The sequence below is a fragment of the Rhizobium cauense genome (assembly GCF_019511525.1).
Classification (GTDB): Bacteria; Pseudomonadota; Alphaproteobacteria; order Rhizobiales; family Rhizobiaceae; genus Rhizobium; species Rhizobium cauense.
Genome location: NZ_JAEUAT010000003.1, coordinates 142,717 through 168,905 on the forward strand (window position 1 = coordinate 142,717; position 26,189 = coordinate 168,905).

General features: G+C 59.6%; 23 protein-coding genes and 1 pseudogene. 16 read left to right on the plus strand and 8 right to left on the minus strand.

The genetic code is table 11. The features are described from left to right. Positions 1–38: 38 nt before the first annotated feature. Positions 39–1,082, plus strand: coding sequence for an NAD(P)-dependent alcohol dehydrogenase (locus tag JNB88_RS06730; RefSeq protein ID WP_220354775.1), 1,044 nt, complete (start codon positions 39–41; stop codon positions 1,080–1,082). A 20-nt stretch (positions 1,083–1,102) separates the two neighbouring features. On the opposite strand, the gene JNB88_RS06735 is transcribed toward JNB88_RS06730, so the two are convergent. Together JNB88_RS06735 and JNB88_RS06740 are read right to left on the minus strand one after the other, a co-directional pair. Further along, positions 1,103–1,930 carry a nickel-binding protein gene (locus tag JNB88_RS06735; RefSeq protein WP_037134181.1) on the minus strand — a complete coding sequence of 276 codons (828 nt, stop codon included), beginning with the start codon at positions 1,928–1,930 and terminating at the stop codon, positions 1,103–1,105. Positions 1,931–2,017: 87 nt separating this feature from the next. Next, positions 2,018–2,902: a LysR family transcriptional regulator gene (locus JNB88_RS06740; protein ID WP_037134180.1), complete on the minus strand. Its 885-nt coding sequence runs from the start codon at positions 2,900–2,902 to the stop codon at positions 2,018–2,020. A gap of 205 nt (positions 2,903–3,107) precedes the next feature. On the opposite strand from JNB88_RS06740, the gene ampC reads away from it, so the two are divergent. Then, the gene (gene ampC, locus JNB88_RS06745) at positions 3,108–4,292 is read left to right on the plus strand and encodes a class C beta-lactamase (RefSeq protein ID WP_220355076.1); all 1,185 of its coding nucleotides are present in this window, start codon (positions 3,108–3,110) and stop codon (positions 4,290–4,292) included. A gap of 131 nt (positions 4,293–4,423) precedes the next feature. Here the strand turns inward: ampC and JNB88_RS06750 are convergent, their stop codons facing one another. From JNB88_RS06750 to JNB88_RS06765, 4 genes are all read right to left on the minus strand, one after another. Beyond that, positions 4,424–5,791 (minus strand): FAD-containing oxidoreductase, encoded by a 1,368-nt coding sequence (locus JNB88_RS06750; RefSeq protein WP_220354776.1) that lies wholly within the window; start codon positions 5,789–5,791, stop codon positions 4,424–4,426. Next, on the minus strand, positions 5,791–6,249 hold the full coding sequence (locus JNB88_RS06755; RefSeq protein ID WP_220354777.1) for a DUF4126 family protein: 459 nt from the start codon (positions 6,247–6,249) through the stop codon (positions 5,791–5,793). The genes JNB88_RS06750 and JNB88_RS06755 overlap by 1 nt, the downstream gene beginning before the upstream one ends. A gap of 94 nt (positions 6,250–6,343) precedes the next feature. Next, complete coding sequence (locus tag JNB88_RS06760) at positions 6,344–7,531, minus strand: acyl-CoA dehydrogenase (protein ID WP_220354778.1); 1,188 nt, start codon at positions 7,529–7,531, stop codon at positions 6,344–6,346. A gap of 98 nt (positions 7,532–7,629) precedes the next feature. After that, positions 7,630–8,550: a LysR family transcriptional regulator gene (locus tag JNB88_RS06765; RefSeq protein ID WP_037134176.1), complete on the minus strand. Its 921-nt coding sequence runs from the start codon at positions 8,548–8,550 to the stop codon at positions 7,630–7,632. A gap of 321 nt (positions 8,551–8,871) precedes the next feature. Between JNB88_RS06765 and JNB88_RS06770 the strand changes: the two genes are divergently transcribed. The 8 genes from JNB88_RS06770 to JNB88_RS06805 all read left to right on the plus strand — a co-directional run bounded on the left by JNB88_RS06770 (position 8,872) and on the right by JNB88_RS06805 (position 16,961). Next, a complete protein-coding gene (locus tag JNB88_RS06770) occupies positions 8,872–10,077 on the plus strand; it encodes an ABC transporter substrate-binding protein (protein WP_220354779.1) in 1,206 nt (401 codons plus the stop codon). A gap of 4 nt (positions 10,078–10,081) precedes the next feature. Continuing rightward, entirely contained in the window at positions 10,082–10,864 is a 783-nt protein-coding gene (locus tag JNB88_RS06775; protein ID WP_037134174.1) for an ABC transporter ATP-binding protein, read from the plus strand. After that, positions 10,864–11,565, plus strand: a complete 702-nt coding sequence (locus JNB88_RS06780; RefSeq protein WP_220354780.1) for an ABC transporter ATP-binding protein — start codon at positions 10,864–10,866, stop codon at positions 11,563–11,565. Before JNB88_RS06775 ends, JNB88_RS06780 begins: the two co-directional genes overlap by 1 nt. A 4-nt stretch (positions 11,566–11,569) precedes the next feature. Then, entirely contained in the window at positions 11,570–12,457 is an 888-nt protein-coding gene (locus tag JNB88_RS06785; RefSeq protein ID WP_037134172.1) for a branched-chain amino acid ABC transporter permease, read from the plus strand. 2 nt (positions 12,458–12,459) lie between these two features. After that, a complete protein-coding gene (locus JNB88_RS06790) occupies positions 12,460–13,449 on the plus strand; it encodes a branched-chain amino acid ABC transporter permease (protein WP_220354781.1) in 990 nt (329 codons plus the stop codon). 18 nt (positions 13,450–13,467) lie between these two features. Then, a complete protein-coding gene (locus tag JNB88_RS06795; protein WP_220354782.1) occupies positions 13,468–15,063 on the plus strand; it encodes a GMC family oxidoreductase in 1,596 nt (531 codons plus the stop codon). A 9-nt stretch (positions 15,064–15,072) separates the two neighbouring features. Next, positions 15,073–15,957 carry a 3-hydroxyisobutyrate dehydrogenase gene (gene mmsB / locus JNB88_RS06800; protein WP_220354783.1) on the plus strand — a complete coding sequence of 295 codons (885 nt, stop codon included), beginning with the start codon at positions 15,073–15,075 and terminating at the stop codon, positions 15,955–15,957. A gap of 86 nt (positions 15,958–16,043) precedes the next feature. Beyond that, positions 16,044–16,961 carry a DMT family transporter gene (locus JNB88_RS06805; RefSeq protein WP_220354784.1) on the plus strand — a complete coding sequence of 306 codons (918 nt, stop codon included), beginning with the start codon at positions 16,044–16,046 and terminating at the stop codon, positions 16,959–16,961. A 20-nt stretch (positions 16,962–16,981) separates the two neighbouring features. Here JNB88_RS06805 and hppD read toward each other — a convergent pair whose 3' ends face one another. Then, positions 16,982–18,091 carry a 4-hydroxyphenylpyruvate dioxygenase gene (gene hppD, locus JNB88_RS06810; protein WP_220354785.1) on the minus strand — a complete coding sequence of 370 codons (1,110 nt, stop codon included), beginning with the start codon at positions 18,089–18,091 and terminating at the stop codon, positions 16,982–16,984. A gap of 118 nt (positions 18,092–18,209) precedes the next feature. On the opposite strand from hppD, the gene JNB88_RS06815 reads away from it, so the two are divergent. Both JNB88_RS06815 and JNB88_RS06820 read left to right on the plus strand, forming a co-directional pair. Next, positions 18,210–18,683: an Lrp/AsnC family transcriptional regulator gene (locus JNB88_RS06815; protein WP_220354786.1), complete on the plus strand. Its 474-nt coding sequence runs from the start codon at positions 18,210–18,212 to the stop codon at positions 18,681–18,683. 193 nt (positions 18,684–18,876) lie between these two features. Beyond that, positions 18,877–20,892: a beta-N-acetylhexosaminidase gene (locus JNB88_RS06820; RefSeq protein WP_420832167.1), complete on the plus strand. Its 2,016-nt coding sequence runs from the start codon at positions 18,877–18,879 to the stop codon at positions 20,890–20,892. 2 nt (positions 20,893–20,894) lie between these two features. Here the strand turns inward: JNB88_RS06820 and JNB88_RS06825 are convergent, their stop codons facing one another. Further along, positions 20,895–22,094, minus strand: coding sequence for an ROK family protein (locus JNB88_RS06825; protein WP_220354788.1), 1,200 nt, complete (start codon positions 22,092–22,094; stop codon positions 20,895–20,897). 169 nt (positions 22,095–22,263) lie between these two features. On the opposite strand from JNB88_RS06825, the pseudogene JNB88_RS33445 reads away from it, so the two are divergent. The 4 genes and pseudogenes from JNB88_RS33445 to JNB88_RS06840 all read left to right on the plus strand — a co-directional run. After that, positions 22,264–22,373: pseudogene (locus JNB88_RS33445) on the plus strand (IS6 family transposase); the annotation flags it as partial. A 267-nt stretch (positions 22,374–22,640) separates the two neighbouring features. After that, complete coding sequence (locus JNB88_RS06830) at positions 22,641–23,816, plus strand: Gfo/Idh/MocA family protein (RefSeq protein WP_220354789.1); 1,176 nt, start codon at positions 22,641–22,643, stop codon at positions 23,814–23,816. A gap of 5 nt (positions 23,817–23,821) precedes the next feature. After that, positions 23,822–24,994, plus strand: coding sequence for a dihydrodipicolinate synthase family protein (locus tag JNB88_RS06835; protein WP_220354790.1), 1,173 nt, complete (start codon positions 23,822–23,824; stop codon positions 24,992–24,994). Between the two features lie 44 nt (positions 24,995–25,038). Further along, the gene (locus JNB88_RS06840; RefSeq protein ID WP_220354791.1) at positions 25,039–25,863 is read left to right on the plus strand and encodes a sugar phosphate isomerase/epimerase family protein; all 825 of its coding nucleotides are present in this window, start codon (positions 25,039–25,041) and stop codon (positions 25,861–25,863) included. Positions 25,864–26,189: the final 326 nt, after the last annotated feature.

Consider the following 26,189-nt stretch of genomic DNA (forward strand, 5'->3'; position numbering starts at 1 on the left):
AGACGGTGCGGGGAGGCAACCGGGAAGGAAACAGAAGAATGGCTAACGTCCGCGCGCTGGTGCTCGAGCGCCAGCATGAACTCGCACTTCGCGATATCGACCTGCCGATGGACACCGGCCCGGGCCAGGTCAAGATCAAGATCCACACGGTCGGCGTCTGCGGCTCCGATGTTCACTATTACACGCATGGCAGGATTGGTCCGTTCGTTGTTAACGAGCCGATGGTACTCGGCCACGAGGCAGCCGGTACCATCGTCGAAGTTGGCGCCGGCGTGACCCACCTGAAGGTCGGTGATCGCGTCTGCATGGAGCCGGGCATCCCAGATCCCAATTCCAAGGCGAGCCGGCTCGGCATGTATAATGTCGATCCGGCTGTTACCTTCTGGGCGACGCCGCCGATCCATGGTGTCCTGACATCAGAGGTCGTCCATCCCGCAAATTATACCTACAAGCTTCCAGACAATGTGAGCTTCGCCGAAGGCGCGATGGTAGAGCCCTTCGCGGTCGGCATGCAGGCGGCAACGAAGGCGAAGATCACTCCCGGCGACACGGCCGTCATCCTCGGCGCCGGCCCGATCGGCACGATGGTGGCGATCGCTGCTCTCGCCGGCGGCTGTGCACGCGCAATCGTCGCCGACCTTGCCCAGCCGAAACTTGATATTGCAGCACAGTATCAGGGCGTCATCCCGATCAATATCCGCGAGAAGAACCTCGTCGAAGAAGTAGCAAATCTGACCGACGGCTGGGGCGCTGATGTAATCTTCGAATGCTCTGGCTCACCCAAAGCCTGGGAAACCATCATGGAACTGGCACGACCGGGAGGCGTCATCGTTGCCGTCGGTCTGCCGGTCAATCCGATTGGCTTTGATGTTTCGACTGCATCGACCAAGGAAATCCGTATCGAGACCGTGTTCCGCTACGCTCATCAGTACGAGCGCTCGATCGCGCTTCTCGGCTCGGGCCGCGTTGATCTGAAACCGCTGATTTCGGAGACGTTCGCCTTTGAGGATGCCATCACGGCCTTTGATCGCGCCGTCGAGGCACGTCCGAGCGATGTGAAGCTGCAGATCGTGATGGAGTAGTACGACGCCGGCCGGGACACCTACCTCGGTTCGGTCTCGGTCCACTCGCACTCAAATGCCAGAACGGGCTTGGAAAAGCCCTTCAGGTCCCGGCGCGTCGCATTGGCAAAGAGTTCGGACGCGCCGTGCTCCCGAAAGATGTTCTCCGATACGAGGATCTGATCGCTGTCGGCTGCCGCACAGAGCCGCGCGGCCAGCTGCACGGTCGAGCCAAAAAGGTCCCGGCTGTCCTCGATCGGCTCGCCACAATCAAGCCCGATCCTGACATGGATAGGTTCCGGCGTGCCGGCATTAAAGATCCTGAATTCACGCTGGATGCTCATGGCGCAGCCGACGGCAGCACGCGTCGAGACAAACGAAGCCATAATGCCGTCACCGGTGTGCTTGACCTCCCTGCCTTCGCATTGCTCCAGGCAGCGACGCACGATCGCATCATGCGCACGGATGAGCTCCGCAGCCATGCGGTCGCCGAGCCGCGACGTCATCTCCGTTGAGCTGACGATATCGGTAAACATGATCGCCCTGTGGCCCGCATCCCGTTCGACGCTGGTCTGGCCCGCCTTCTGTTCTGGTTCGGTTATCCTCCCAAGGAAAGCCTCTACCGCCGACAGTGCAACTTCGACCACTTCACCCGCGACAAAACCATGAGCCTCGCGATGCACGCATTGAGCCGTTTCCGCGTCGGGCGCGTCGATCAGACAGAAGGCGGTCCCGCGATGTTGATCGTACCAGTAAGTGAGGAACCTCACCCCATACCGACGTTCGACAGCCAGATCCTTGCGATGCGCTTCGGCAATGTCTTCCGCGGTCGTCGCCGCAAGATCATGCCGGTCCATGAAGATAGCCACGTGCGTGCATCCTTCGGAGAGCCCCTCAGCATTGGCAGTATCCTACGCCGTTGGCCCTTTGAGGTCCACAAGAGGGGTGGCGCGCTGTCAGCCAGATGATGTGCCTGCTGCCTCGCACAGCCATTGTCGGAATGCCGACATCGCCGGCGTTTCGGGGCGAGACTGCAGGCGGGTCAGCCAGTAGCTGCCCATGGTGACCGTGATGTCGAATGGCTGGCGAATGCCCTCGGCTAGCAGATGCCTGGAGAACATCAAAGGCGGCGCCAGCGCAACGCCGACGCCCTGCAGCGCAGCCTCCATCATGGCGAGCGAGGAATCGAAGATGATACTCTTCAACGGCAGAAGGTTGGCCTCCAGTCCTGCGGCCGCAAACCATTGCGACCACTCATCGGCTCGATACGAGCGAAGCAAAGTCTGCTTCAAAAGGTCGGCGGGCACGTTGAGTTGCGTGGCGATATCGGGAACGCAAAGGGGCGATAGCGGAGCCTCCAGAAGACGCAGCGCCTCGATCCCATGCCAGGCGCCCGAACCAAACCGGATGGCATAATCAAGGCCTTCGGCGGCGACATCGACGCGGTTATTGTTGGTCGAGAGCCGCAAATCGATGAAGGGGTGTTGTGATTGAAACGCCCGAAGCCTCGGCAGGAGCCAGCCGACGGCGAAGGTGCCTACAGCTCCCACGCGCAGCACCTCGCGATAGTGTCCGCCCTCGAACTGCTCGAGCGTCCCCGCAATTCGGTCGAATGCGTCACGCAGCGCCGGCAGCAAGGTCTCGCCTTCACTCGTCAGCATCAGCCCGCGAGGCAACCGTTCAAACAGCGTCACGTTCAGCCTCGTTTCCAGGCTCTTGACCTGATGGCTGACGGCAGCCTGCGTTACGCAGAGCTCGATCGCCGCCTTGGTGAAGCTCAGGTGCCGGGCAGACGCCTCAAAAGCTCTGAGCGCATTAAGCGGCAGATGCGGACGAACCATCGAAGCTCCAAATTTTTCTAATGCCTCCTGCTAGATATCGTCGTTTGAGGCCGCTGCCTAGGGTCCGTATACCAATCCCGCCTAGTCCAGTCCGCTTTCGCAAAAACCACCGGATCTCCGGCATTTCAAGGCGTCTTGCACTTAACACCCCTCAGCTGCGACGCGATCGCAGCGGCTCCACGAACCTCGAGGCACCATGTCTGTTATGAGAAATATTTCGCTTTCCACACTTGCTATTGTCGCCGCTGCGTCAATGGTTATCGGCGCCGGCGCTCATGCGGCAGACCGCCAGAGTGAGCTTGCCCGCGTCGTCAACGACGTTGCCGTCCCTTTGATGGCGAAAAACAATATTCCTGGCATGGCCATTGCCATCACGGCCGGGGGCGAGCGATACATCTACAACTACGGCCTGGCGTCCAAGGCAAGCGGAGGGAAGGTTACCGACGCAACGCTGTTTGAAATCGGCTCGGTCAGCAAGACCTTCACAGCAACGCTTGCAGGCTACGCCCGGGCAAGCGGCGACGTTTCGTTTGCTGACAGCCCGGCCAGATATCTTCCCGAATTCGCCGGCAGCCAACTTGCCGGAGCGACGATGCTTGACCTCGGAACCTACACGGCGGGAGGTCTACCGTTGCAATTCCCCGACAAGGTGACCGATCACAAGGCGATGGTCGGTTACTACAAGACCTGGAATCCGGCCTATGCTCCCGGCACCCGTCGCGTTTATTCCAACCCGAGTATCGGCCTCTTCGGCTATGCCGCGGCAAAGGCGATGGGCTGGCCATTCGATGATCTGATGCAGCAGAAGCTGTTTCCGGCACTAGGCCTCAGCCATACCTTCATCACGGTTCCGAAGGGCGAAAGCGAGAACTACGCCTATGGCTATTCAAGAGCTGGCAAGGCCATCCGCGTTTCGCCTGGCGTCCTCGACTCTGAAGCCTACGGGGTGAAGATGTCGGCAAGCGACATGCTACGCTTTGTCGAAGCCAACATGGATGGTTCTAATCTCGACAAAACCATGCAATCGGCGATCGCCGCGACCCAGACGGGCTACTACAAGGTCGGTGGTATGACCCAGGGCCTCGGTTGGGAAATGTACCAATACCCCACAACCCTCGACCAACTTCTGGCGGGGAACTCGGCTGACATGACCCTCAAGGCCAACGCGATCGAGAAACTGTCGCCGCCACGGCCGCCTGTGAAGGATATCCTTGTCAACAAGACCGGATCAACCAACGGCTTCGGCGCCTATGTCGCCTTCGTGCCTTCCAAGCGCATCGGCATCGTGCTTCTTGCGAACAAGAATTATCCAAACAGCGAGCGCGTAAAGGCAGCCTACAGGATATTGGCGACGCTCGATGGCGATCTGCCTGCCGCAAGCGCTGATTAAGCCTCGGGGTGAGGATCGATCGCTCGGGCTTCCACCGCGGCATCAAACATTGGACCAGCATTCGTCAACGGGGCGGCGATGGCTCAGATGTTGAGCCGCCCCGTCGCGAGACGTAAGTCGATCGTCGACAGTTACACCGCCTTCAAATCCCCAAGCAGCGTCGGTATCAGCTCGGACACGGTCGGATGGATGGGCACCGCCCATTTCAACACCGGGTAGGGGGCTTTGGCGTTCATTGCATCGATGAAGCCGTGGATCGCCTCGTCACCCTCAATCCCGAGGATCGCAGCGCCCAGGATCTGCTGCGTTTCGGCATCGGCAATCACCTTCATGAAGCCCTTGGTCTCGGCTCGCTCATTGGCGCGGCCAACCCTTGTCATCGGGCGGGTCGAGATCAAGATCTTGCGGCCGGTGGCGCGCGCTTGACTCTCGCTCATGCCGACACGGCCAAGCGGCGGGTCGATGTAGAGCGCATAGGCAAGGATGCGGTCACTGAGCTTTCGGTCCTCGCCGTCAAGCAGGTTGGCGGCAGCGATCTCGAAGTCGTTGTAGGACGTATGCGTGAAGGCCCCGTGGCCATTGCAGTCGCCGAGCGCCCAGATCCCCTCGACATTGGTTGCAAGCTTGTCGTCGACGGTAATGTAGCCACGCTTGTCGGTGATGATGCCGGCCTTGTCGAGCCCGAGATCGTCGGTGTTCGGCGTGCGTCCGATGGCAACCAGCACGTGGCTCGCCTGAATGGCCGGCTGACCATTGCCGATACTGACCTCGACCCCATCGGCCGTCTTTAAGAATCCTATTCCGTCCGCATCCGTATGCACGGTAATGCCTTCCGAGCGCAAGATGTCGGCGATCGCGTCCGAGATATCGGCATCCTCGCGCGAGGCAAGCTTGGGGCCGCGCTCGATCACCGTCACCTCGGCACCGAAGCGACGATACATCTGCGCGAACTCAAGACCTATGTAGCTGCCACCGATGACGGCCAAATGCTTTGGAAGCCGGTCGAGATGGATGATCGATGTGCTCGTCAGGTAGTCGATATCGCCAATCCCGGGCATATCCGGAATGGACGGTCGCGCGCCGACGTTCAGGAATATCCTCGGTGCGGTCAGCCTCTCCCCGTTGACGGTCACGGTATGGGCGTCCTCGAAACGTGCGTGGCCGTAGATGACTGTCATGCCGTCCATGCCGGCAAACCAGTTTATCAGGCCGTTGCGGGCGTTCATCGTCACGGTTTCGGCCCGCTTTCTCACCACCGTCATGTCAATGCCAACAGTGCCGGGGATCAACACCCCGTAGTCGGCACCGCGCCGCGCCATATGAGCAGCGCGCGCGCTTGCCACCAGCGTCTTCGTCGGCATGCAGCCGGCGTTGACACAGGTGCCGCCGAGGTACTTCCGTTCGATCAACGCCACCTTCATGCCCTTGGCGACCATGCGGGCGGCGAGGAAGGGACCGGACTGGCCGGCCCCGATGACAATGGCGTCGAAACTTGACATCACACAGCTCCCACGATGATGAGCGCGCCGATGATCGCAACCGCATCCTCGATCAGCGCTGCCGGTGTATCCTTACCGAAGGCGGCGGCAAGCCTGCTGCGCACTGCCGCACCGCCCAATGTGCCGACGACGGCACCAACAATCCCTGCAATCAGGCCGCCGACAAGGGAGCCACCAGAGGCACCAATGGTGGCACCTGTCAGCGCTCCCATGATGAGACGGGCAGCAAACTGAACAGGAACCTTGCGGGACGGCGTCGAAGGCAACTGGTCGGTAATCAACTCGACTGCGGCAAGCAGCGTGAGCACCCAGGGCGTCCAGCGATATCCCATGAAGGCAAGCTGCGTCTGCGAGACGTCAAACCATCCGAGAGCAGCCCCCCAGGCAACGGCGGCTGGCGCCGTCATGGCCCTGAGACCTGCGATAATTCCAATCAGAAATGCAAGAAACAAAAGCATGTGCAATCCCCCATGCCGCGCGCAATTCAATCGCGGTCACGGGAGGCTTGCATATTGTTGCGCAGGTTTCAATTTGCGCGATGGTATCGTTCAATCAATTGGCGAAGGCGGCAATGCCCGTGACAGCACGGCCAAGGATCAGCGCATGGACGTCATGCGTCCCCTCATAGGTGTTGACCACCTCGAGATTGACGAGATGGCGGGCGATACCAAACTCGTCGGAGATGCCGTTACCGCCGAGCATGTCGCGGGCTAGCCGCGCGATATCAAGCGCCTTGCCGCAGGAATTGCGCTTGACGATCGAGGTCAGCTCCACTGGCGGATGCCCATTCTCCTTCATGCGACCGAGCCTGATGCAGCCCTGCAGGCCGAGTGAGATTTCGGTGATCATATCGGCAAGCTTTTTCTGGATCAGCTGGTTGGCAGCCAACGGCCGGCCGAACTGCTTGCGGTCCAGCACATACTGGCGGGCCTTGGCATAGCAGTCCTCGGCAGCGCCAAGCGCGCCCCAGGCAATGCCGAACCGGGCCGAGTTCAGGCAGGTGAACGGACCCTTTAGACCGGTGACATCAGGCAGCAGGTTTTCGTCCGGCACGAAGACCTCGTCCATGACCACTTCGCCGGTGATCGAAGCGCGCAGGCCAACCTTGCCGTGGATCGCCGGCGCCGAGAGGCCCTTCCACCCCTTCTCCAGGATAAAGCCACGGATGACGTCGTCTTCGGTCTTGGCCCATACGACGAAGACATCGGCGATCGGGGCGTTGGAAATCCAGGTCTTGGCGCCGGTCAGGCTGTAGCCGCCAGTGACCTTCCTTGCCCGCGTCACCATCGAGCCTGGATCCGAGCCGTGGTTGGGCTCGGTAAGTCCGAAGCAGCCGATCCACTCGCCGGTTGCCAGCTTTGGCAGGTACTTCTGCTTCTGCGCTTCTGATCCAAAGGCATCGATCGGCACCATGACGAGGGAGGACTGCACGCTCATCATCGAGCGGTAACCGCTATCGACGCGTTCGACCTCGCGGGCGATCAGGCCGTAGGCGACGTAGCCGAGGCCAGCACCACCATATTCCGGGCCAATAGTCGGTCCGAGCAGCCCGAGCTCGCCCATTTCACGGAAAATACGAGGGTCCGTCTTTTCATTCCGGAAGGCCTCGAGCACACGCGGCACCAGCTTGTCCTGCGCATAAGACTGCGCCGTCTCCTGCACCATGCGCTCCTCATCCGTCAGCTGCTCCGCCAGCCGGAACGGATCGGCCCAGTCGAAGATCTCGCGGGTATGCTGCATGGTAATTTTCCTCCTCATCCACCTGCCGGTGCAAACATCCTTGGGCATAGACCTGTGGCTTTAAAGGGTCAACTCGCCGGAGGAACGCGGGCGTCAATCTAGCGCCTCGCCCAGGGTGGGATGAACCGGACATCCTCGCCGATGACCGCTTCGCGCAGGAAATCGATGACGGCCCGCACTCTCGGGGACTGGCGAAGATCGCGATGGCAGGTGAGCCAGTAGTGCCGCCGGAGATCCACCTCCTCAGGCAGTACTCGTTCGAGTTCAGGGTAACGGCTCGCAAAGAAATAGGGAAGCACGCAAAGCCCAAGGCCATTTCTGGTCGCCGTCAGCTGCGCAAAGATGCTGGAGCTCTGGAACTGCGGCTTGATGCGCGGATGCACGTCTCCAAGATAATCCAGACCAGGTGCGAAGATCATTTCCTCGATGTAGCTGATGAATGGATGTTCCAGGAGGTCGTCGCGACAGGTGATCGGTGCATTGCGTTGCAGATAGTCCCGCGAGCCGTAGACCTGAAGATGGTAGTCGGTGAGCTTCTCGGAGAAATAGGGTCCGCCCTTTGGCTCATCGAGAACGACGGTGATGTCGGCTTCCTTGCGCGACAGCGACATGATCTGCTGGATCGTAACCAGCTCCAGCGACAGATGCGGGTGGCGGGCGACGAACTGCGGCAACACGCGGGCGAAGAAGAAGTTCGAGAAACCCTCCGGTGCACTGAGGCGCACCACGCCACGCTGCGTTGTCGCGCCGTCGGTGAGGTCGGCTCGCAGCCGCTCGGTCTCCTGCTCCATTTTCTCCGCGGTTTCAACGAAGCGCGCCCCCATCGCGGTCATTACGTAGCCGCGCGGATTGCGCTCGAAGAGCTTGACCTTGAGAGCGAACTCCAGGCGGTCGATGCGGCGCGAGACCGTGGCATGACTGGTGCGCAATTGCCGGGCGGCGGTCGACAGCTGTCCGGTACGGGCAACCGCCAGAAAGAATTGCAGGTCGTCCCAGGTAAATTGCGGCGGATTGTTCATTCACTCCCCGATTGGCGCTTGCATCATTCAGCCGCTCGCATTGGTCTTTCGTCTAATGCGGCACAGCCTCCACCTCACTGCGACCCGCCCTAGGTTCCAACGAAAGCGCCGTAACGATCTGCATTCATTGGGTCGGTGCCGAGCTGAAGCAACAGTTCTGTTCAAAAACGAACAGATACTGTTTGGAATTAGTTGTAAAGCGGCCTTGCCTGATTGGTACAATTCCATGATCGTGAGGCAGGAGCAGGCGGCTTTGAGGAGAGCGGCCTAGCCAAATTTGAACAGATCCGCATTCTGGCCAATCTTTGGGAGGAGAGACATATGCGAAAGTCACTCATTGCGTCGCTGGCATTTCTGCTTGCAAGCAGCACCGCCGTACTCGCCGATGGTGCATCCGACGGCAAGGTGAAGATCGGAATCCTGAACGATCAGTCCGGCGTCTACGCCGATTTCGGCGGCAAGTCTTCCGTCGAGGCGGCCAAGATGGCGGTCGAGGATTTCGGCGGCAAGGTGCTCGGTGCACCGATTGAGATCGTCGATGCAGACCACCAGAACAAGGCTGACATCGCCTCGAACATTGCCCGCCAGTGGTACGACACGGAACAGGTCGACGCGATCATGGAGTTGACCACGTCGTCGGTCGCACTGGCCGTCCAGGCATTGGCAAAGGAAAAGAAGAAGATCGACATCGTCACCGGTGCGGCCACGACGGACCTGACCGGCAAGGCGTGCTCGCCTTACGGCTTCCACTGGGCCTATGACACGCATGCTCTTGCAGTCGGCACGGGCGGCGCACTCGTCAAGCAGGGCGGTGACAGCTGGTTCTTCCTGACGGCCGACTATGCATTCGGATATTCGCTTGAGCAGCAGACGAGCGAGTTCGTCAAGGCGAACGGCGGCACCATTGCCGGCTCGGTCCGCCATCCGCTGTCGAGCCAGGACTTCTCGTCCTTCCTGCTGCAGGCGCAATCCTCAGGCGCCAAGGTGATCGGTCTTGCCAACGCTGGCCTGGATACTGCAAACGCCATCAAGCAGGCGGCTGAGTTCGGCATCACCCAGGGCGGCCAGCATCTCGCAGCTCTTCTCTTCACGCTTGCCGAAGTGCATGGCCTGGGTCTTGAAGCGGCGCAGGGACTGACGCTGACAGAAGGCTACTACTGGAATCTTGACGACAAGAGCCGCGAATTCGGCAAGAAATTCTTCGCCCGCACCGGCAAGATGCCGAACATGGTCCATGCCGGCACCTACTCGGCCGTTCTTCAGTACCTGAAGGCGATCGACAAGGCTGGTACCGACGAAACCGAGGCCGTTTCCAAGCAGTTGCATGAGATGCCCGTTGATGACGTCTTCGGCCGCGGCGGCACCGTTGGCCCGAACGGTCGCATGATCCATGACATGTACCTGTTGCAGGTGAAGAAGCCGGCTGACAGCAAGGAGCCGTGGGACTACTTCAACGTTCTCGCGACCATCCCGGGCAAGGATGCCTACATTGATCCCGCCAAGAGCGGCTGCGCGCTGGTAAATTGAGCCGATGGCGGTCTCCGCAGCCCAGTCAAGTGAAACACCGCGGGTGGTTCTCTCCGCCCGCGGTCTTCGCCGAGATTTCGGCGGCTTTACCGCCGTCAAGAATGTCGATCTCGATGTGCACGACGCAAGCGTGCACGCCCTGATCGGCCCCAACGGAGCCGGCAAGACGACGGTCTTCAATCTGCTGACCAAGTTCCTGCAGCCGACATCAGGCACCATCACCTTTATGGGGACCGATATCACCAAGACAGCGCCCGACAAGGTGGCGCGCATGGGTCTGGTGCGCTCGTTCCAGATTTCGGCCGTGTTCCCGCACTTAAGCGTTCTCGACAATGTCCGCGTCGCCCTGCAACGCCCAAATAATCTCTCGACACAATTCTGGCGTCCGCTTTCAGCGCTCGACGAATTGAATGATCGCGCCGAACAGCTGCTTGCGAAGGTCGGCCTATCCAAGGAACGTGACGCGATCGCCGCCGATCTTTCGTACGGTCGCAAACGCGTACTCGAGATTGCGACCACGCTCGCGCTCGATCCGAGAGTGCTTTTGCTTGACGAACCTATGGCCGGGATGGGCCACGAAGATGTCGGCGTTGTCTCTGCGCTGATCAGGGAAGTGGCACGCGACCGTGCCGTCCTGATGGTGGAACATAATCTTTCTGTCGTCGCCAACATCTGCCAGCACGTGACGGTGCTGCAACGCGGGGAGATCCTCGCCGAAGGCGATTACGCGACAGTCAGCGCTGACGAGCGGGTGCGCCAGGCTTACATGGGCTCGGAGGAGGGTTGATGACGACGCTTCTGGAGGTCCAGGGTCTCAATGCCTGGTACGGCGAAAGCCATATTCTGCATGGCGTCGACATGCGCATTGGCGAAGGCGAAACGATCACCATTCTCGGCCGCAACGGTGTGGGAAAGACAACGACGCTGCGCACCATCACCGGCATTGTGCGCGCCCGCAAGGGCAAACTGACCTTTGCCGGCGAGGACATGATGCAGGTGCCGTTGCACAAGACGGCGCATAAAGGCATCGGCTTCGTGCCGGAAGAACGCGGCATATTCTCGACGCTCACGGTCTCAGAAAATCTGATGCTTCCTCCAGTCGTTGCCTCCGGCGGCATGACGCTGGACGAAATCTACGAGCTGTTTCCCAACCTCTACGAGCGACGCAACAGCGCCGGGACGAAGCTTTCGGGTGGCGAACAGCAGATGCTGGCGATCGCCCGCATTCTCAGAACCGGTGTGCGCATGCTGCTGCTCGATGAACCGACCGAGGGTCTGGCGCCGGTTATCGTCCAGCGCATCGGCGAGGTGCTGAAGCAACTGAAGGAGCGCGGCATGACGATCCTGCTCGTCGAACAGAATTTCCGGTTTGCTAGCCGGATCGCCGATCGCTTCTATCTTATGGACCACGGGCAGATGGTTTCGGAGTTCCCGGTCATCGAATTGCCCGAGCGGATGGATACGCTGCACAAGGTTCTGGGAGTGTGATCTGATGACGATGATCTTCGGCATTCCCCTACAGGCATTCATGGGCCAGTTGCTGATCGGCCTGATCAATGGCTCGTTCTATGCTCTTCTGAGCCTAGGGCTCGCAATTATCTTCGGCCTGCTGCGTGTCATCAATTTCGCGCACGGCGCTCAGTACATGCTCGGCGCCTTTGCCGCCTATCTTCTGCTTGCCTACGCAGGCATCGGCTACTGGCCATCACTGATCCTGGCACCTGTCATCGTCGGCCTGGCCGGCGCGGTGGTCGAACGACTGTTTCTTCGCCGACTTTATGATCTCGATCCGCTCTACGGCCTGCTCTTCACCTTCGGTCTCGCGTTGGCGGTCGAAGGCACCTTCCGATACCTCTACGGCTCCTCTGGCCAGCCCTATGCGCAACCCGCCGCTCTTTCCGGTGCAGTCAACCTCGGCTTCATGTTCCTGCCGATCTATCGCGGTTGGGTGGTTATCGTATCACTGGTGGTGTGCCTTGGAACCTGGCTCCTGATCGAGAAGACGAAGCTCGGCGCCTATCTCAGGGCCGCCACCGAGAATGCGACACTCGTGCAGGCATTCGGTGTCAACGTGCCGGTCCTCCTGACGCTCACATACGCGCTTGGTGCCGGGCTTGCAGCCTTTGCGGGCGTGCTTGCCGCACCGATCTACCAGGTCTCGCCGTTGATGGGATCCAGCATGATCATTGTCGTCTTCGCTGTCGTCGTCGTCGGCGGCATGGGGTCGATCATGGGCGCGATCATTACCGGTTATGTGCTCGGCATTGCCGAAGGTCTCACAAAGGTCTTCTATCCCGAAGCCTCCAACATCGTGATCTTCGTCATCATGGCGATTGTACTTCTCATCAGGCCCGCGGGCCTCTTTGGCCGGGACGCATGATGATGACAGAGATCACCGAGACCATGAGAACGGAAAAGAGCCGCACCGCCCTCTCAGTCCAGGCGGCCTTCCTCATCATCGGGCTGTTGCTCCTGTTGCTGGCGCCGTTCTTCTTCTACCCAATTTTCCTGATGAAGCTTTTGTGCTTCGCCCTGTTTGCCTGCGCCTTCAATCTCCTCCTCGGCTACACCGGTCTTTTATCCTTCGGTCATGCCACTTTCTTCGGAGGGGCTGCCTATTTCACGGCCCATGCCGTAAAGGAATGGGGATTGTCACCCGAACTCGGCATCCTGGTCGGCGTGGCAGGAGCTGCCGTACTTGGTCTCGTCATGGGTTTTGTCGCCATCCGGCGCCAAGGTATCTATTTTGCGATGATCACGCTCGCCTTGTCGCAGATGTTCTTCTTCTTCTGCCTGCAAGCGGAATTCACGCACGGCGAAGACGGGATCCAGTCCGTGCCACGCGGACACCTGTTTGGCCTTCTCGACCTCAATGATGCAACGACCATGTATTACTTCGTGCTCGCGGTCTTCGTGGCTGGCCTCCTGGTCATCTGGCGTTTCATCAATTCGCCATTCGGCATGATCCTGAAATCGATCCGCGAGAACGAACAGCGGGCGATCTCGCTCGGCTACTCGGTTGCCCGCTACAAGCTCGGGGCGTTCGTGATGTCGGCCGCACTCGCCGGTCTTGCGGGGGCATTGAAGTCGCTGGTTTTCCAGTTTGCTACGCTGACTGATGTCGCCTGGCAGATGTCAGGTGAGGTGATCCTGATGTCGCTTCTCGGTGGGATCGGCACCTTGATCGGGCCTATCTTCGGCGCCGGACTTGTCGTCGTTCTCCAAAACTACCTGGCAACGTCGGAATTTCCCGTCACGATCATAACAGGCGTGGTGTTCATGATTTGCGTGCTGATCTTTCGCCGTGGCATCATTGGTGAGTTCTACGCTTCGCGTCTTGGCCGCAGACTTGGCTTCGTCTACCGCCGCTAGCCCGCGGGTGGCATTTGCATGGATCGTTTCGACTACATCATCATAGGCGCCGGCAGCGCCGGCTGCGTGCTCGCCAACCGGCTTTCGGCGGACGCAAACACCCGTGTGCTGCTGCTCGAGGCGGGCGGCAACGACAACTATCACTGGATCCATATCCCGGTCGGGTATCTCTATTGTATCAACAACCCGCGCACGGATTGGTGTTTCACGACCGCGCCGCAGGAGGGATTGAACGGGCGTGCGCTAAGCTATCCGCGGGGAAAGGTGCTCGGTGGATGCTCCTCAATCAACGGCATGATCTACATGCGCGGCCAGGCGCGCGACTACGACCTGTGGCGACAGATGGGATGCATCGGCTGGAGCTGGGACGACGTACTCCCATTCTTTCGCAAGTCGGAGGACTATCATCGCGGCGAGAGTGATCTGCATGGTGCCGGCGGCGAGTGGCGCGTGGAGAAGGCCCGCGTACGCTGGGCAGTGCTCGATGCGTTCCAGGCTGCGGCCAGGGAGGCCGGCATTCCTGAGAGCCCTGATTTCAATACTGGTAACAATGAAGGCTCCGGCTATTTCGACGTCAACCAACGATCGGGCGTTCGCTGGAACACCACCAAGGCGTTCCTGCGTCCAGCCATGCGACGAAGCAATCTCATGGTTTTGACGAAAGCCCAGGTGCGTCGGCTTGTTGTCGAGGAAGGCGCGGTTGCAGGCGTGGAGTATCAACATGGTGGCACGATGAAGCGCGCCTATGCGGCACGGGAGACGATCCTTGCCGCTGGTGCCATCGGTTCGCCACACATCCTTGAATTGTCGGGTCTTGGGCGTGGCGATGTGTTGAAGAACGCCGGCCTGGAGGTCTTGAAGGAGGTCAAAGGGGTCGGGGAGAACCTGCAGGACCACTTGCAACTGAGGCTCGCTTACAAAGTCACCGGCGTTCCGACGCTGAACGAGAAGGCAACAAAGCTCATCGGCAAGGCTGTCATTGGCCTCGAGTATCTGATCAGGCGCTCGGGACCCATGGCGATGGCGCCAAGCCAGCTTGGGATTTTTACCCGCTCTGGTCCTGACAAGGAAACGCCCGACCTCCAGTACCATGTTCAGCCGGTCTCGCTCGACAAGTTCGGGGACCCGGTGCATACGTTTCCGGCAATTACGGCGAGTGTCTGCAACCTCAGGCCACAAAGCCGCGGTTCAGTTCATGTGGCAAGCCCGGATTTTGCCGTGCAGCCGACGATCAGCCCCAGATATCTCTCGACCGGGCATGATCGCGACATAGCTATTCGCTCGATACGCCTGACGCGGAAAATCGTGGCGCAGCCGTCATTTGCCCGGTTTCGGCCGGAAGAGTTCAAACCCGGTCCGGATTACCGCACTGAGGCTGAGCTCGCAAAGGCGGCCGGCGATATTGGCACAACGATCTTCCACCCTGTTGGAACATGCCGGATGGGTTCCGATCGCGAGAGCGTCGTCGATCCCCGCCTCCAGTTCCGGGGGTTGGCGAAGCTTCGCATAGCAGACGCCTCCGTGATGCCCACCATCACGTCGGGCAACACCAATTCGCCGACGATCATGATTGCCGAAAAGGCAGCGTCCATGATCCTGTCGGACAACAGATAGGAGGACGGCATGGCAAAGATCGCATTTATCGGACTTGGCAACATGGGGGGCCCGATGGCCGCCAATCTCGTCAAGGCGGGTCATCAGGTGACCGGCTTCGATCTGGCAGCACCGATCCTCAAAGCGGCCGAAGCACACGGCGTAACCGCGGCGAGCCACATCAGCCAGGCGGTCACAGACGCAGAAATCGTCGTGACCATGCTGCCGCAGGGCAAACATGTGCTCAGCGCCTGGACCGATATTCTGCGTTCTATCCCCGCAGGTACACTTGTCATCGACAGCTCGACCATCGACGTCGAAAGCGCCCGCAAGGCGCACGAAATCGCGAGCAATGCCGGTTGCCTGTCCCTCGACGCCCCTGTCTCGGGTGGTACTGGAGGGGCTGCGGCGGGCACGCTGACATTCATGACCGGTGGGTCCGATGAAGCCTTCGCAAAGGCCAAGCCCATCCTGGAAGCGATGGGCAAGAAGATCGTTTATTGCGGAGAGGCGGGCTCGGGGCAGGCGGCCAAGATCTGCAACAACATGATCCTCGGGATATCGATGATCGGCGTCTGCGAGGCCTTTGCGCTTGGCGAAAAGCTCGGCCTGTCGCATCAAGCCTTGTTCGATGTTGCCTCGACCTCATCGGGACAATGCTGGTCGATCAGCACATACTGCCCTGTCCCGGGACCGGTTCCGACATCGCCAGCCAACAACGATTACAAACCGGGTTTTGCGGCGGCGCTGATGTTGAAAGATCTGCGGCTCTCGCAGGAAGCTGCGCTGTCGACCGGGGCCTCCACGCCGCTTGGAGCCGAAGCGTCGCAGCTCTACGCGCTTTTTGAGAAACAGGGGAACGGTGGGCGCGACTTCTCGGCGATCATCGAAATGCTCCGGGGCAAGACAGAATAGGCAGTTGCGCGACTTGACACTCCGGTCGATATGCGCGACGGCCCGCCTGCCGCAGTAAGCCGGCGACCAGTGACAGGAACCCCAGCATGCAAGCCCACCCCAGCGCGACAGGCCTTAAGAATTTGGTCCTCGTCGGCATCGTTCTGATGCTCCTCGGGGACTTTCTCTTCGCACTCAATGATGCAATGGGTAAGTGGCTGGTGACGAACTTCTCGGTCGGGCAGGTGCTGCTCATCCGCTCGCTCGGATGTTTCATCATCCTGGGACCGCTTATTCTCAGGCAAGGCCCGGCCGAGCTCATCAGGGTGGAGCGGAAGGGCTTGCAATTCCTGCGGGTCCTCTTTGCAACACTGGATGTTGGCCTGTTTTACGCTGCCGTCGCCTACCTGCCTCTAGCTGACGTGATGACCTTCTATATGGCCGGACCGATCTATGTCGCGGCCCTGTCGCACTTCTTTCTCAATGAAAGAATTGGCTGGCGCCGCTGGCTGGCGGTTTTTGTCGGCTTCTGCGGTGTCGTGATCGCACTGCGTCCATCATCAGCGATGCTGTCGTTGCCATCCTTATTCGGAATTGTCGGCAGCCTGTCCTTCTCCATGGCACTGGTGCTGAACCGCCACCTTCGAAACACCAGTGACACAACACTCGTCACCTGGCAGATGATCGGTGCGCTCATCGTCGGAGCGGTGCTTTCAATCGGGGCCTGGCAGCCGACGACACCTGTCGAATTCGGTTCCATGCTTGCGCTTGGCGTCGTTGCTTCCTGCGCTCACCTTTTGATCACGCGCTCGCTGAAGCTGGCACCCGCATCCCTGCTGGCGCCACTGCAGTACAGCCTGCTGATCTGGGCGATTGCTCTCGGCTATCTCTTCTTCGGCGACGTTCCTGATCTCTATGTGATCGTCGGCGGTACGATCATTGTGGTGGCGGGACTGTTCATCTTCCACCGCAAGAACCTGCTGGAGACGTTGCCGCCGGAGGCTGTCGCCCGCGACGGCCACTGAGTTGTCCGTTCCTTCGACCGTTATGCGGCAGCAGGCTTGATCACGCCGCGGCGGATCTGGTCGGCTTCGATGGATTCAAAGAGTGCGCGGAAATTGCCCTCGCCAAAACCTTCGTCGCCTTTGCGCTGGATGAACTCGAAGAAAATCGGGCCGATCACGGTCTTCGAGAAAATTTGCAGCAGTATCTTGGTGGTGCCGCCATCGAGGACGCCTTCGCCATCGATGAGGATGCCGTGCCTGCGCATCCTGTGGATCGGTTCATCGTGCCCGGCAACACGATCGACTGACATGTCGTAGTAGGTTTCAGGTGGACCTGGCATGAAGCGAAGCCCATTTTCTGCGAGGCTGTCCGTCGCCTCGTAGATGGCGTCAGTTCCAACGGCAATGTGCTGAATCCCTTCCCCGCGGTATTTCTTCAGGTACTCCTCGATCTGGCTGGTCTCGTCCTTCGATTCATTCAGCGGAATGCGGATTTTGCCGCACGGCGAGGTGATTGCACGGCTCATCAGGCCGGTGATTTTGCCATCGATGTTGAAGAAATGTATCTGCTTGAAATTGAAGAGTTCGCGATAAAAATCCCACCACTTGTCCATGTTGCCGCGGTAGACATTGTGGGTCAGGTGATCGAGATAGAAGAAGCCGACACCAGTTGGTCGTGGATCGCGCTCGTCCAGCCAGTCAAACTCGAGATCGTAAGCGGAGCCTTTCGAACCGTAGCGCTCCACGAAGTATAGAAGCGATCCCCCAATCCCCACGATCGCCGGAACATCAAGGACCTTGTCATTGCCTTCGTATGGGGTCGCACCCTTGGCAACTGCGTGCTCAAAAGCATGCTTGGCATCGACCACACGCCAGGCCATCGAGGAAGCACAGGGGCCATGGTCATCCACAAAGCGCATTGCATGGCTGCCTGGTTCGGCGTTGACGATGTAGTTGATGTCACCCTGGCGCCAGACGGTGATATCCTTGCTCTTGTGTTTTGCGACGGGCCGATACCCCATGCGGGTGAACAGTTCCGCCAGCTTCTCCGGTTCGGGATGCGCAAATTCAACGAACTCAAACCCATCTGTGCCTGCGGGATTATCCGTGGTGATTTGAGACGGCGGTGCGTCGTGTGGATATGGGCCCATTTGCTCCTCCTGAGGCTTTGCGCAAATTATGGACCGAAGTCAGTGCAATGTGCTTGCATTGTGAGCGCATTAAGCGAAAGTTCCGCACGGAACGTGCACATTATAGGGAAAATATACAATGTCGGAGCATCTGGATGGATTTGACCTGAAAATCCTCTCTGAGCTTCAGGCCGATGGCCGATTGACCAACATCGAACTGGCCGAGCGCATCGCGCTTTCTCCATCTCAATGTTCGAGGCGGCGAACGCGACTGGAAGCAGAAGGCTTCATTCGCGGCTACCAGGCAAACCTCGATCCCGACAAGTTGGGGCTCAACCTGCTGGTGGTCATTTCGGTGACATTGGCGACCCACAACCGTGACAACGCCCGCCGCTTTGCGCAATTGGTCAACGGTCTTCCAGAGGTTCTGGAAGCCTATGCGCTGACCGGTGAAATGGATTATCACCTCAAGGTCGCAACACGCGGCTTGTCCGGACTTTCGAGATTCGTCAACGATGTCCTTCTCCCGCACGATTCGGTCCAACACGTCAAAACATCTATCGTTCTCAATACTTTGAAGAACTTCGAAGGCTATCCGCTTAGCGGATCATGATTACTCGGCCGATGTGCAGGGCCTGTCACGCACGCCGTTTGCGTGGCGGCCGGCGGGCTTGCCGGACATCCATCTTGACTGACGGGGGCCAAGAGCGGTTGATTAAATCAAATTGATTGATCAAAGTGTGCCGTCTCGTCGCGCACCGCGACATTGAAAGATTCAGGTCCCGAAAGGCAATCAAGAGATGCTCATGTCGACAAAGCACCAGCCCGCCTTGCGGCTCGAAACGTCGTGGCTACCCGCTTCGGCAGAACGGGCTCAGGCCTACACTCTCACTCTCAAGAACCTTTCATCAAAGCCGATCTCCAATTTCACCCTTTGCATCAGCGGTCCGGGTCGCGTCGACCCGGCCGTTCAGATCGAGGGGGGCTCAGTTGGCCGGCGATTGTCGAACTTCACGGAGTTCCTGCCCCCTGAAAATTTCGAGCTTGAGGCAGGCAAGACCTGGACGCTGGCGATCACAGCTTTGAGTTGGCCATTCCAGCATTGGACGGATGGTGCGACCGGCGCCTATGTGGCTTTCGCCGACGGCAGTACTCTGTCGCTTTCAGTCGAGCCCACCCGCTCGCTCGCCAACAATGCGCCTTTAAAGCGCGGAGCAGAAATCTATCCCGTGCCGGTCAATCCGCCCGTGCCGGTCGCAATCGTCCCCTGGCCGAACGAGGTTTCAGTGTCGGGCAAGCGTTCACTGCCCCCGGGCTTTTCCCTCAACGCTGACGCTCCACAGGCGATAGCCGCGGCAACAGCCTTTACCGACCTTGTCGAACAGCTCTTTTCTGTCGAGGGTATTGTTCGTCCTGCCTGCGAAGGCGGAATGCCTGTCATGCTTCGGATCGTCGACGGCTTTGCACCGGAGGCGTACAGCGTGACGTTTGCGAGCGACACAATTTCCATCTCCGCCACCACGCAAACCGGTCTTGTCTACGGTCTGATCACGCTCGGTCAGACCTGGCGTGGCGCACATCTTTATCCACACGCATTTCGCTTCCCTGCCGAAGGCGAGATCCGCGACGAACCGTCCATGGGATGGCGTGGCCTGCATCTCGACGTCGCGCGGCAGTTCTACACGACCGCCGAGATCAAGAAGCTGCTCAGCATTCTTGCCTGGAACAAGGTCAACCGCTTCCACTGGCACCTCTCGGATGATGAAGCCTGGCGCGTCGAGATCGACGCCTATCCCGCGCTAACGCAGGTCGGGGCTTGGCGCGGTCATGGTCTTCCAATTCCGCCGCTGCTCGGCTCGGGCGCGGTACGGACCGGGGGCTACTACACCAAAGCTGCGGTTCGCGACATCGTGGCCCATGCCGGGCAACTCGGCATCGAGGTGGTGCCGGAGATCGATGTGCCGGGGCATTGTTTCGCCATGCAGCAGGCGATCCCTGAACTTCGCGACCCCGAGGAGGCGGGCAGCTATTATTCCGTCCAGGGCTTCCCCGACAACTGCGTGAACCCGGCGCGCGAAAAGACCTATGAAGTTCTGGAAACAATTTTCAAAGAGCTGATTGAGCTCTTTCCGTTCAAGACCATCCATATTGGTGCCGATGAGGTACCGCTCGGTGCGTGGTCCGGCTCGCCCGAAGCGCTGGCGCGACTGCGCGAGATTGGCGGCGATGGCGTGGCCGAAGCGCACGCCAAGCGCCTCAACGTCATTACCAATACCCACGGCGCCGACGATATCGACGGATCTGGCGCAGCGGTCCTGCAGTCGGTCTTCCTTGCGCGGATCCAGAAATTCCTTGCCGAGCAAGGCTGCATCACCGGCGGGTGGGAAGAAGCCGCACACGGCAACGTCATTGACAAGACAAAGAGCTATCTGTGCGGCTGGCGCAGCGTCGAGGTCTCGGCTGCGCTCGCCGGTCAAGGCTACGAAATGGTGGTCTGCCCGGGGCAGGTCTACTATCTCGACATGGCAAACAGCCCGGACTGGGACGAACCTGGCGCCAGCTGGGCCGGGTGGTCGGAACCGGAAAAGCTCTACAATTTCGATCCGGTGCAAGGGTGGAGCGACGAGCAGAAGAAAAAGCTGCGGGGTATCCAGGCCTGCATCTGGTCTGAGCCAATGACCGACCGCGCCGTCTTCGATCGCCTGGTGTTTCCGCGCATCTCCGCACTTGCCGAAAGCGCCTGGACGAAACCGGCCGACAAATCCTGGGATCGTTTCAAGGCAGTTGCCGGGCTGATGCCCGTCCTCTACGCCTATCCCTGAGGCTATCGGCCGACAGGTTTTTGCAAGACGTCGAATTGCGGGTTCGTCTCGGAAAAGATCGGCAGTGCCGCAGCGCCCAGAAGCGCCGTGTCACGGCCGGTTGCCCCGATGATGATGCGAGGCAGGCTTCGTTCGATACCCGGATTGACCGGCTTGTAAAGAGGCTCAACATGCTGGGCCAGGCGCTGCAATAACGACGGAGGCATGGAGCCGCCGAGCACAATAGTCTGCGGGTCAAATGAAAGCTCAAGAAAGTCGATCATCTGACGCAACGGTTCGGCGGCAGCGGCCGCCCAGGCATCGATCGCTTCGGAATTGGCGTCGAGCATGGCTTCAAGTGTGTCAGGGGAATACTCGCCAGGATCCTTGACGCGCAAATGCTCGTATAAGGAGCCAAGCGAAACATAGCGGTCCAGGCAACCACGCTTGCCGCATGAACAGGGCAGGCCCCCTGGAACAACGATCACATGACCGATTTCGCCGGCGTTATGACGGCTACCTCGGTAGACATGGCCGTCGAGGAACATGCCGGCACCAATTCCACCGCCGAGAAACAGATAGACAAAGCTGCTCAGGGCGCGCGCAACACCGTGGAGCCGTTCTCCGATCGCAGCCGCCGTTGCATCGTTCTCGACGAGAACAGGCACACCGACAAGACCAGCAAGCTCACGCGCCACGGGAAAGTCCTGCCAGCCAGGCAACGTCACCGGGCTTAGGGATGTGACGCCTTCGGTGGCGTAGCGTCCAGGCATGGCAATGCCGACACCGAGGAGACGCGTGCGGTCGAAACGGAAGCCCTGATACAGTTCATCGGCTATGCTGGCGAGAAGGGGCAGCGCTTCTGCGGGTGCCGGCCTGTTGGCGGTCTTTTCGACCCTGGCCCGAACCTTGCCGGAAAGATCCGTCAGGACCCCGATGGCACGGTCGCGCTCAAGTTCCAAGCCGATGGAATAGGCGCCGTTCGGATTGATCGAGTAGGGCGTGATCGGCTGGCCCCGGGCTATCTTTTGAAGGGCTTCCGCCTTCAGGAGTTCGGACGCCACAAGCTCTTCGACGATATTTGAAATCGTTTGAGTGCTCAGCGCCGTCAATCTCACGAGGGCAGCACGCGAGAGGGGTCCGCGCGTCCGGATCGCCTCGATCACGACGCGTCGGTTGTGCGATTTTGCCTGCTCGAGATTGGTGCCTGAAATGGATTTCATGCGTACGAAGAGCGGAAGTTGCGACCAAACACTTAGCTAAGGGCATACGGCGTTTGGGGACCGATATCCAGCAGAATGCACACTGGGCGGTCAAGCATCGGGTGATTGGGGTCCCGATGGTGGCATCGCCTTAAGCGATTTGTTCGGATCGGCACGATAATCTGACGGCATGAGTGAAGCCTCACCCACCCGCTATAAACGCCACCGCTTCCCGCCGAGATCATTGCCCATGCGGTATGGCCCTATTGTCGGTTCGCGCTCAGCTTTCGCGACGTCGAAATGGGACCTTCGCGCTACATAAATTGCCTTTATGTATCACGAAGCTAACAATATTTCCCAGTGAGGCGAACCGCTCTTGTTAGAAGGCTAGCCTTTCCGTGTAGATGCTTCACTGGGCCTTTGCGACATCCCACCGTCCCGATTGCTGGTTCAGCGCGATGATTGAGCGTTCTCGATGACGTTACCGCGTTCGCACCGGGTTGACAGTCTCGAGTGCGCATGTCACTTATGTAACTAAATAGTTATTTACTTGGGAGGAAGAGGCAGATGGCGACGATATCGCTTGGCATGATTATGCATGGGATCACAGGCCGCATGGGCTACAACCAGCATCTGGTGCGCTCGATTCTGGCAATTCGCGAGCAGGGGGGGCTCGAGCTTTCCAACGGCGACCGCCTGATGCCAGATCCGATCCTGGTTGGACGAAACGCCGACAAGATCGAGGCGATCGCGCGCAGGCATGGCCTGACACGCACGACCACCGACATCGACAGTGCGCTCGCCGATCCGCACAACAAGATCTTCTTTGACGCCGGTTCGACACAGATGCGCGTGGCGCTCCTGAAAAAGGCGATCGAGGCCGGCAAGCACGTCTATTGTGAAAAGCCAATCTCGGAAACGCTTGAGGAGGCGCTTTCGGTTGCTGCGCTCGCCGAGGAGCGCGGTGTCAAAAACGGCGTTGTTCAGGACAAGCTCTATCTGCCTGGCTTGCGCAAGATCGCATTGCTGAAGGACAGCGGCTTCTTCGGCAAAATCCTCTCTGTTCGTGGCGAATTTGGTTACTGGGTGTTCGAGGGAGACTGGGGGGTGAAGGCTCAGCGCCCGTCCTGGAACTATCGCGCAGCAGACGGCGGCGGGATGATCCTCGATATGTTGCCGCATTGGCGTTACGTGCTCGACAATCTGTTTGGCGAGGTGAAGGCCGTCAGTTGCTACGCGTCCACCCACATCCCTAGTCGCGTGGATGAGAATGGAAAGACCTACCGGGCCGACGCCGATGACGCCGCCTATTCCACCTTCGAGCTTGAAGGCGGTATCGTTGCCCACATAAATTCATCCTGGGCGGTTCGGGTGCGCCGCGACGACCTCGTCACATTCCAGGTCGACGGCACCCATGGTTCGGCCGTTTGCGGCCTCACCAAGTGCTGGACGCAACATCGTGTCAACACGCCGAAGCCCGTCTGGAACCCTGACCAGCCGCAAACGATCGACTTCTACAAGACCTGGGACGAAGTTCCGGAAACGCAGACATTCGACAACGGTTTCAAGGCACAGTGGGAGGACTACCTTCGCTATGTCGTCGAGGACGCGCCGTGGAAGTTCACGCTGCGCGAAGGCGCCAAGGGTGTCCAGCTCGCCGAACTCGCACACAAGAGCTGGAAGGAACGCCGGTGGGTGGACGTTCCCTCGCTTGCAGACACGTCCGTTCGCAAGGTGGCGTGACGATCATGGCAACGACACTTCGTCTCCCAACCTCTGGCGGCACGATAGAGGACTACCTCGTCGCCAACTCTCCGCTTGCCGCGCCGGAACGTCCGGCGGGCGGGCATGCCTTCAACCGCGTCGCTTATGCGGCGGCGCACATCGTCGTTGATCCGCTCGCCGACAACGACCCCTGGCTCGACCGCAATATCGACTGGGAACGAACCGTCGCGTTCCGTGAGTACCTGTGGGACCTTGGTCTCGGTGTAGCCGAGGCAATGGATACCGCCCAGCGCGGGATGGGGCTCGACTGGGCTGGCGCCAAGGAAGTGATTGCCAATGTGCAATCGGCTGCCCGCAAACGCCCGGACGCGTTGATCGCCTACGGCGCGGGCACCGACCATCTGCCACCTGGCCCTGACGTTACCGTCGACGACGTCATTCGTGCCTACGAAGAGCAGGTTTCCTACGTCGAAGGGCAGGGGGGGCGGATCATCCTCACGGCAAGCCGCGCGCTTGCTCAGGCTGCCAAGGGCCCGGAAGACTACGTCCGTGTCTATGGTCGTATCCTGCGGCAGGTGCAACAGCCTGTCATCATCCACTGGTTGGGTGACATGTTCGACCCGGCGCTTGCCGGCTACTGGGGCTCGAACGACTTCAGACAGACCATGGAGACAGCCGTTGCCATCATCAATGAGAACGCGAGCAAGGTCGATGGCGTGAAAATCTCTCTGCTTTCTGCAGAGAAGGAAATCGTCATGCGGCGCCGTCTTGACCCTGCGGTCAAGATGTACACCGGCGACGACTTCAATTACGCGGAGCTTATCGCGGGTGACGAGCAGGGGTATTCACATGCCCTCCTCGGTATCTTTGACGCGATCGCGCCTGCTGCGAGTGCCGCACTCCAGAAGCTCGCCAACGATGACCTCGCCGCATTCCACGAGATCCTCGCCCCAACCGTGCCGTTGTCCCGGCACATCTTCAAGGCACCGACCCGCTTTTATAAGACCGGTGTTGTCTTCCTCGCTTACCTGAACGGCTTTCAGGATCATTTCCAGATGCTGGGCGGTCAGCAGAGCGCACGCTCAATCGTGCACCTGGCGGAGTTGTTCCGTCTCGCTGACAAGGCTCGCGTGCTGCGCGACCCTGACATCGCCACCCATCGTATGAAAACCATCCTGGCGACCGCAGGTATCTGACGCCACATGGCGCCTCGCGACCGCGAGGTGAAGGAGGAACACGCATGGCAGTCGACGGCCTTTCCATCAATCTCGCGACCGTGCGGGAACAGTACAACATGAGGCAGGCTGTCGAAGCCTGCCTCAAACAGGATATCGTGGCGATTGCCCCGTGGCGCGATCAGGTGCATGCGATCGGCCTTGCAGAAGCTGCCCGTATCGTCAGCGACAACAAGCTCAGGGTAACCGGGCTTTGCCGTGGCGGCATGTTTCCGGCTGCGGATCCCGCCGGACGCGCCGCCGCCAACGACGACAACAAGAAAGCGATCGATGAGGCAGCCGCACTCAATGCCGATTGCCTCGTCCTGGTGGTTGGTGGCCTTCCAACCGGATCGAAAAATATCGCCTCAGCACGCGAGATGGTCGCAGACGGCATTGCAGCAATCCTGCCGCATGCGCGGGCAGCCGGCATACCGCTCGCGATAGAACCGCTGCATCCAATGTATGCAGCCGACCGCGCGTGCGTGAACACCCTCGAACAGGCGCTCGACATATGTGATCTCCTCGGAGAGGGCGTTGGCGTTGCCATCGACGTCTATCATGTCTGGTGGGATCCGAAGCTCGAACAGCAGATCGCCCGGGCCGGCGCTTCCGGTCGCATTCTGGCACATCATATCTGCGACTGGCTGGTGCCAACCACCGATCTCCTCCTTGACCGAGGGATGATGGGGGACGGCGTCATAGATTTGCCGGGGATCCGCCGGACAATTGAGGCTGCAGGCTATAACGGACCTCAGGAGGTCGAGATCTTCTCGGCAGGGAACTGGTGGAAACGCCCAGGGGAGAAGGTCCTTTCGACCTGCGTGGACCGGTTTAATACCGTTTGCTGAGCGTCTTTCCAGGCGCACCTAAATTGTTGGTTAACCATAGATATTTTCGCTAACGGCAGCCAATTCACGGTTCGCTTCCGCCACGCGTATTCCCTCGTAAACCAACCGGAAGCCTGCAGAGTGGCCCGGAATTGCTTACCCCACGCGAAATGCCGGTTTTGCCGGCGCAAGCAGCGCGTATTCAGGGGCTGTCACTGTACAAAGAATCCCGGATTTCGGGGTGATTTGTCAACAGCACCTTCAAGGCAAAAGCGGAAATCAGCGGCTTATATGTCTTCGACCAGTTGGGTCTGTAGCCGCTGACAAACGCAACGACGGCACCCGTT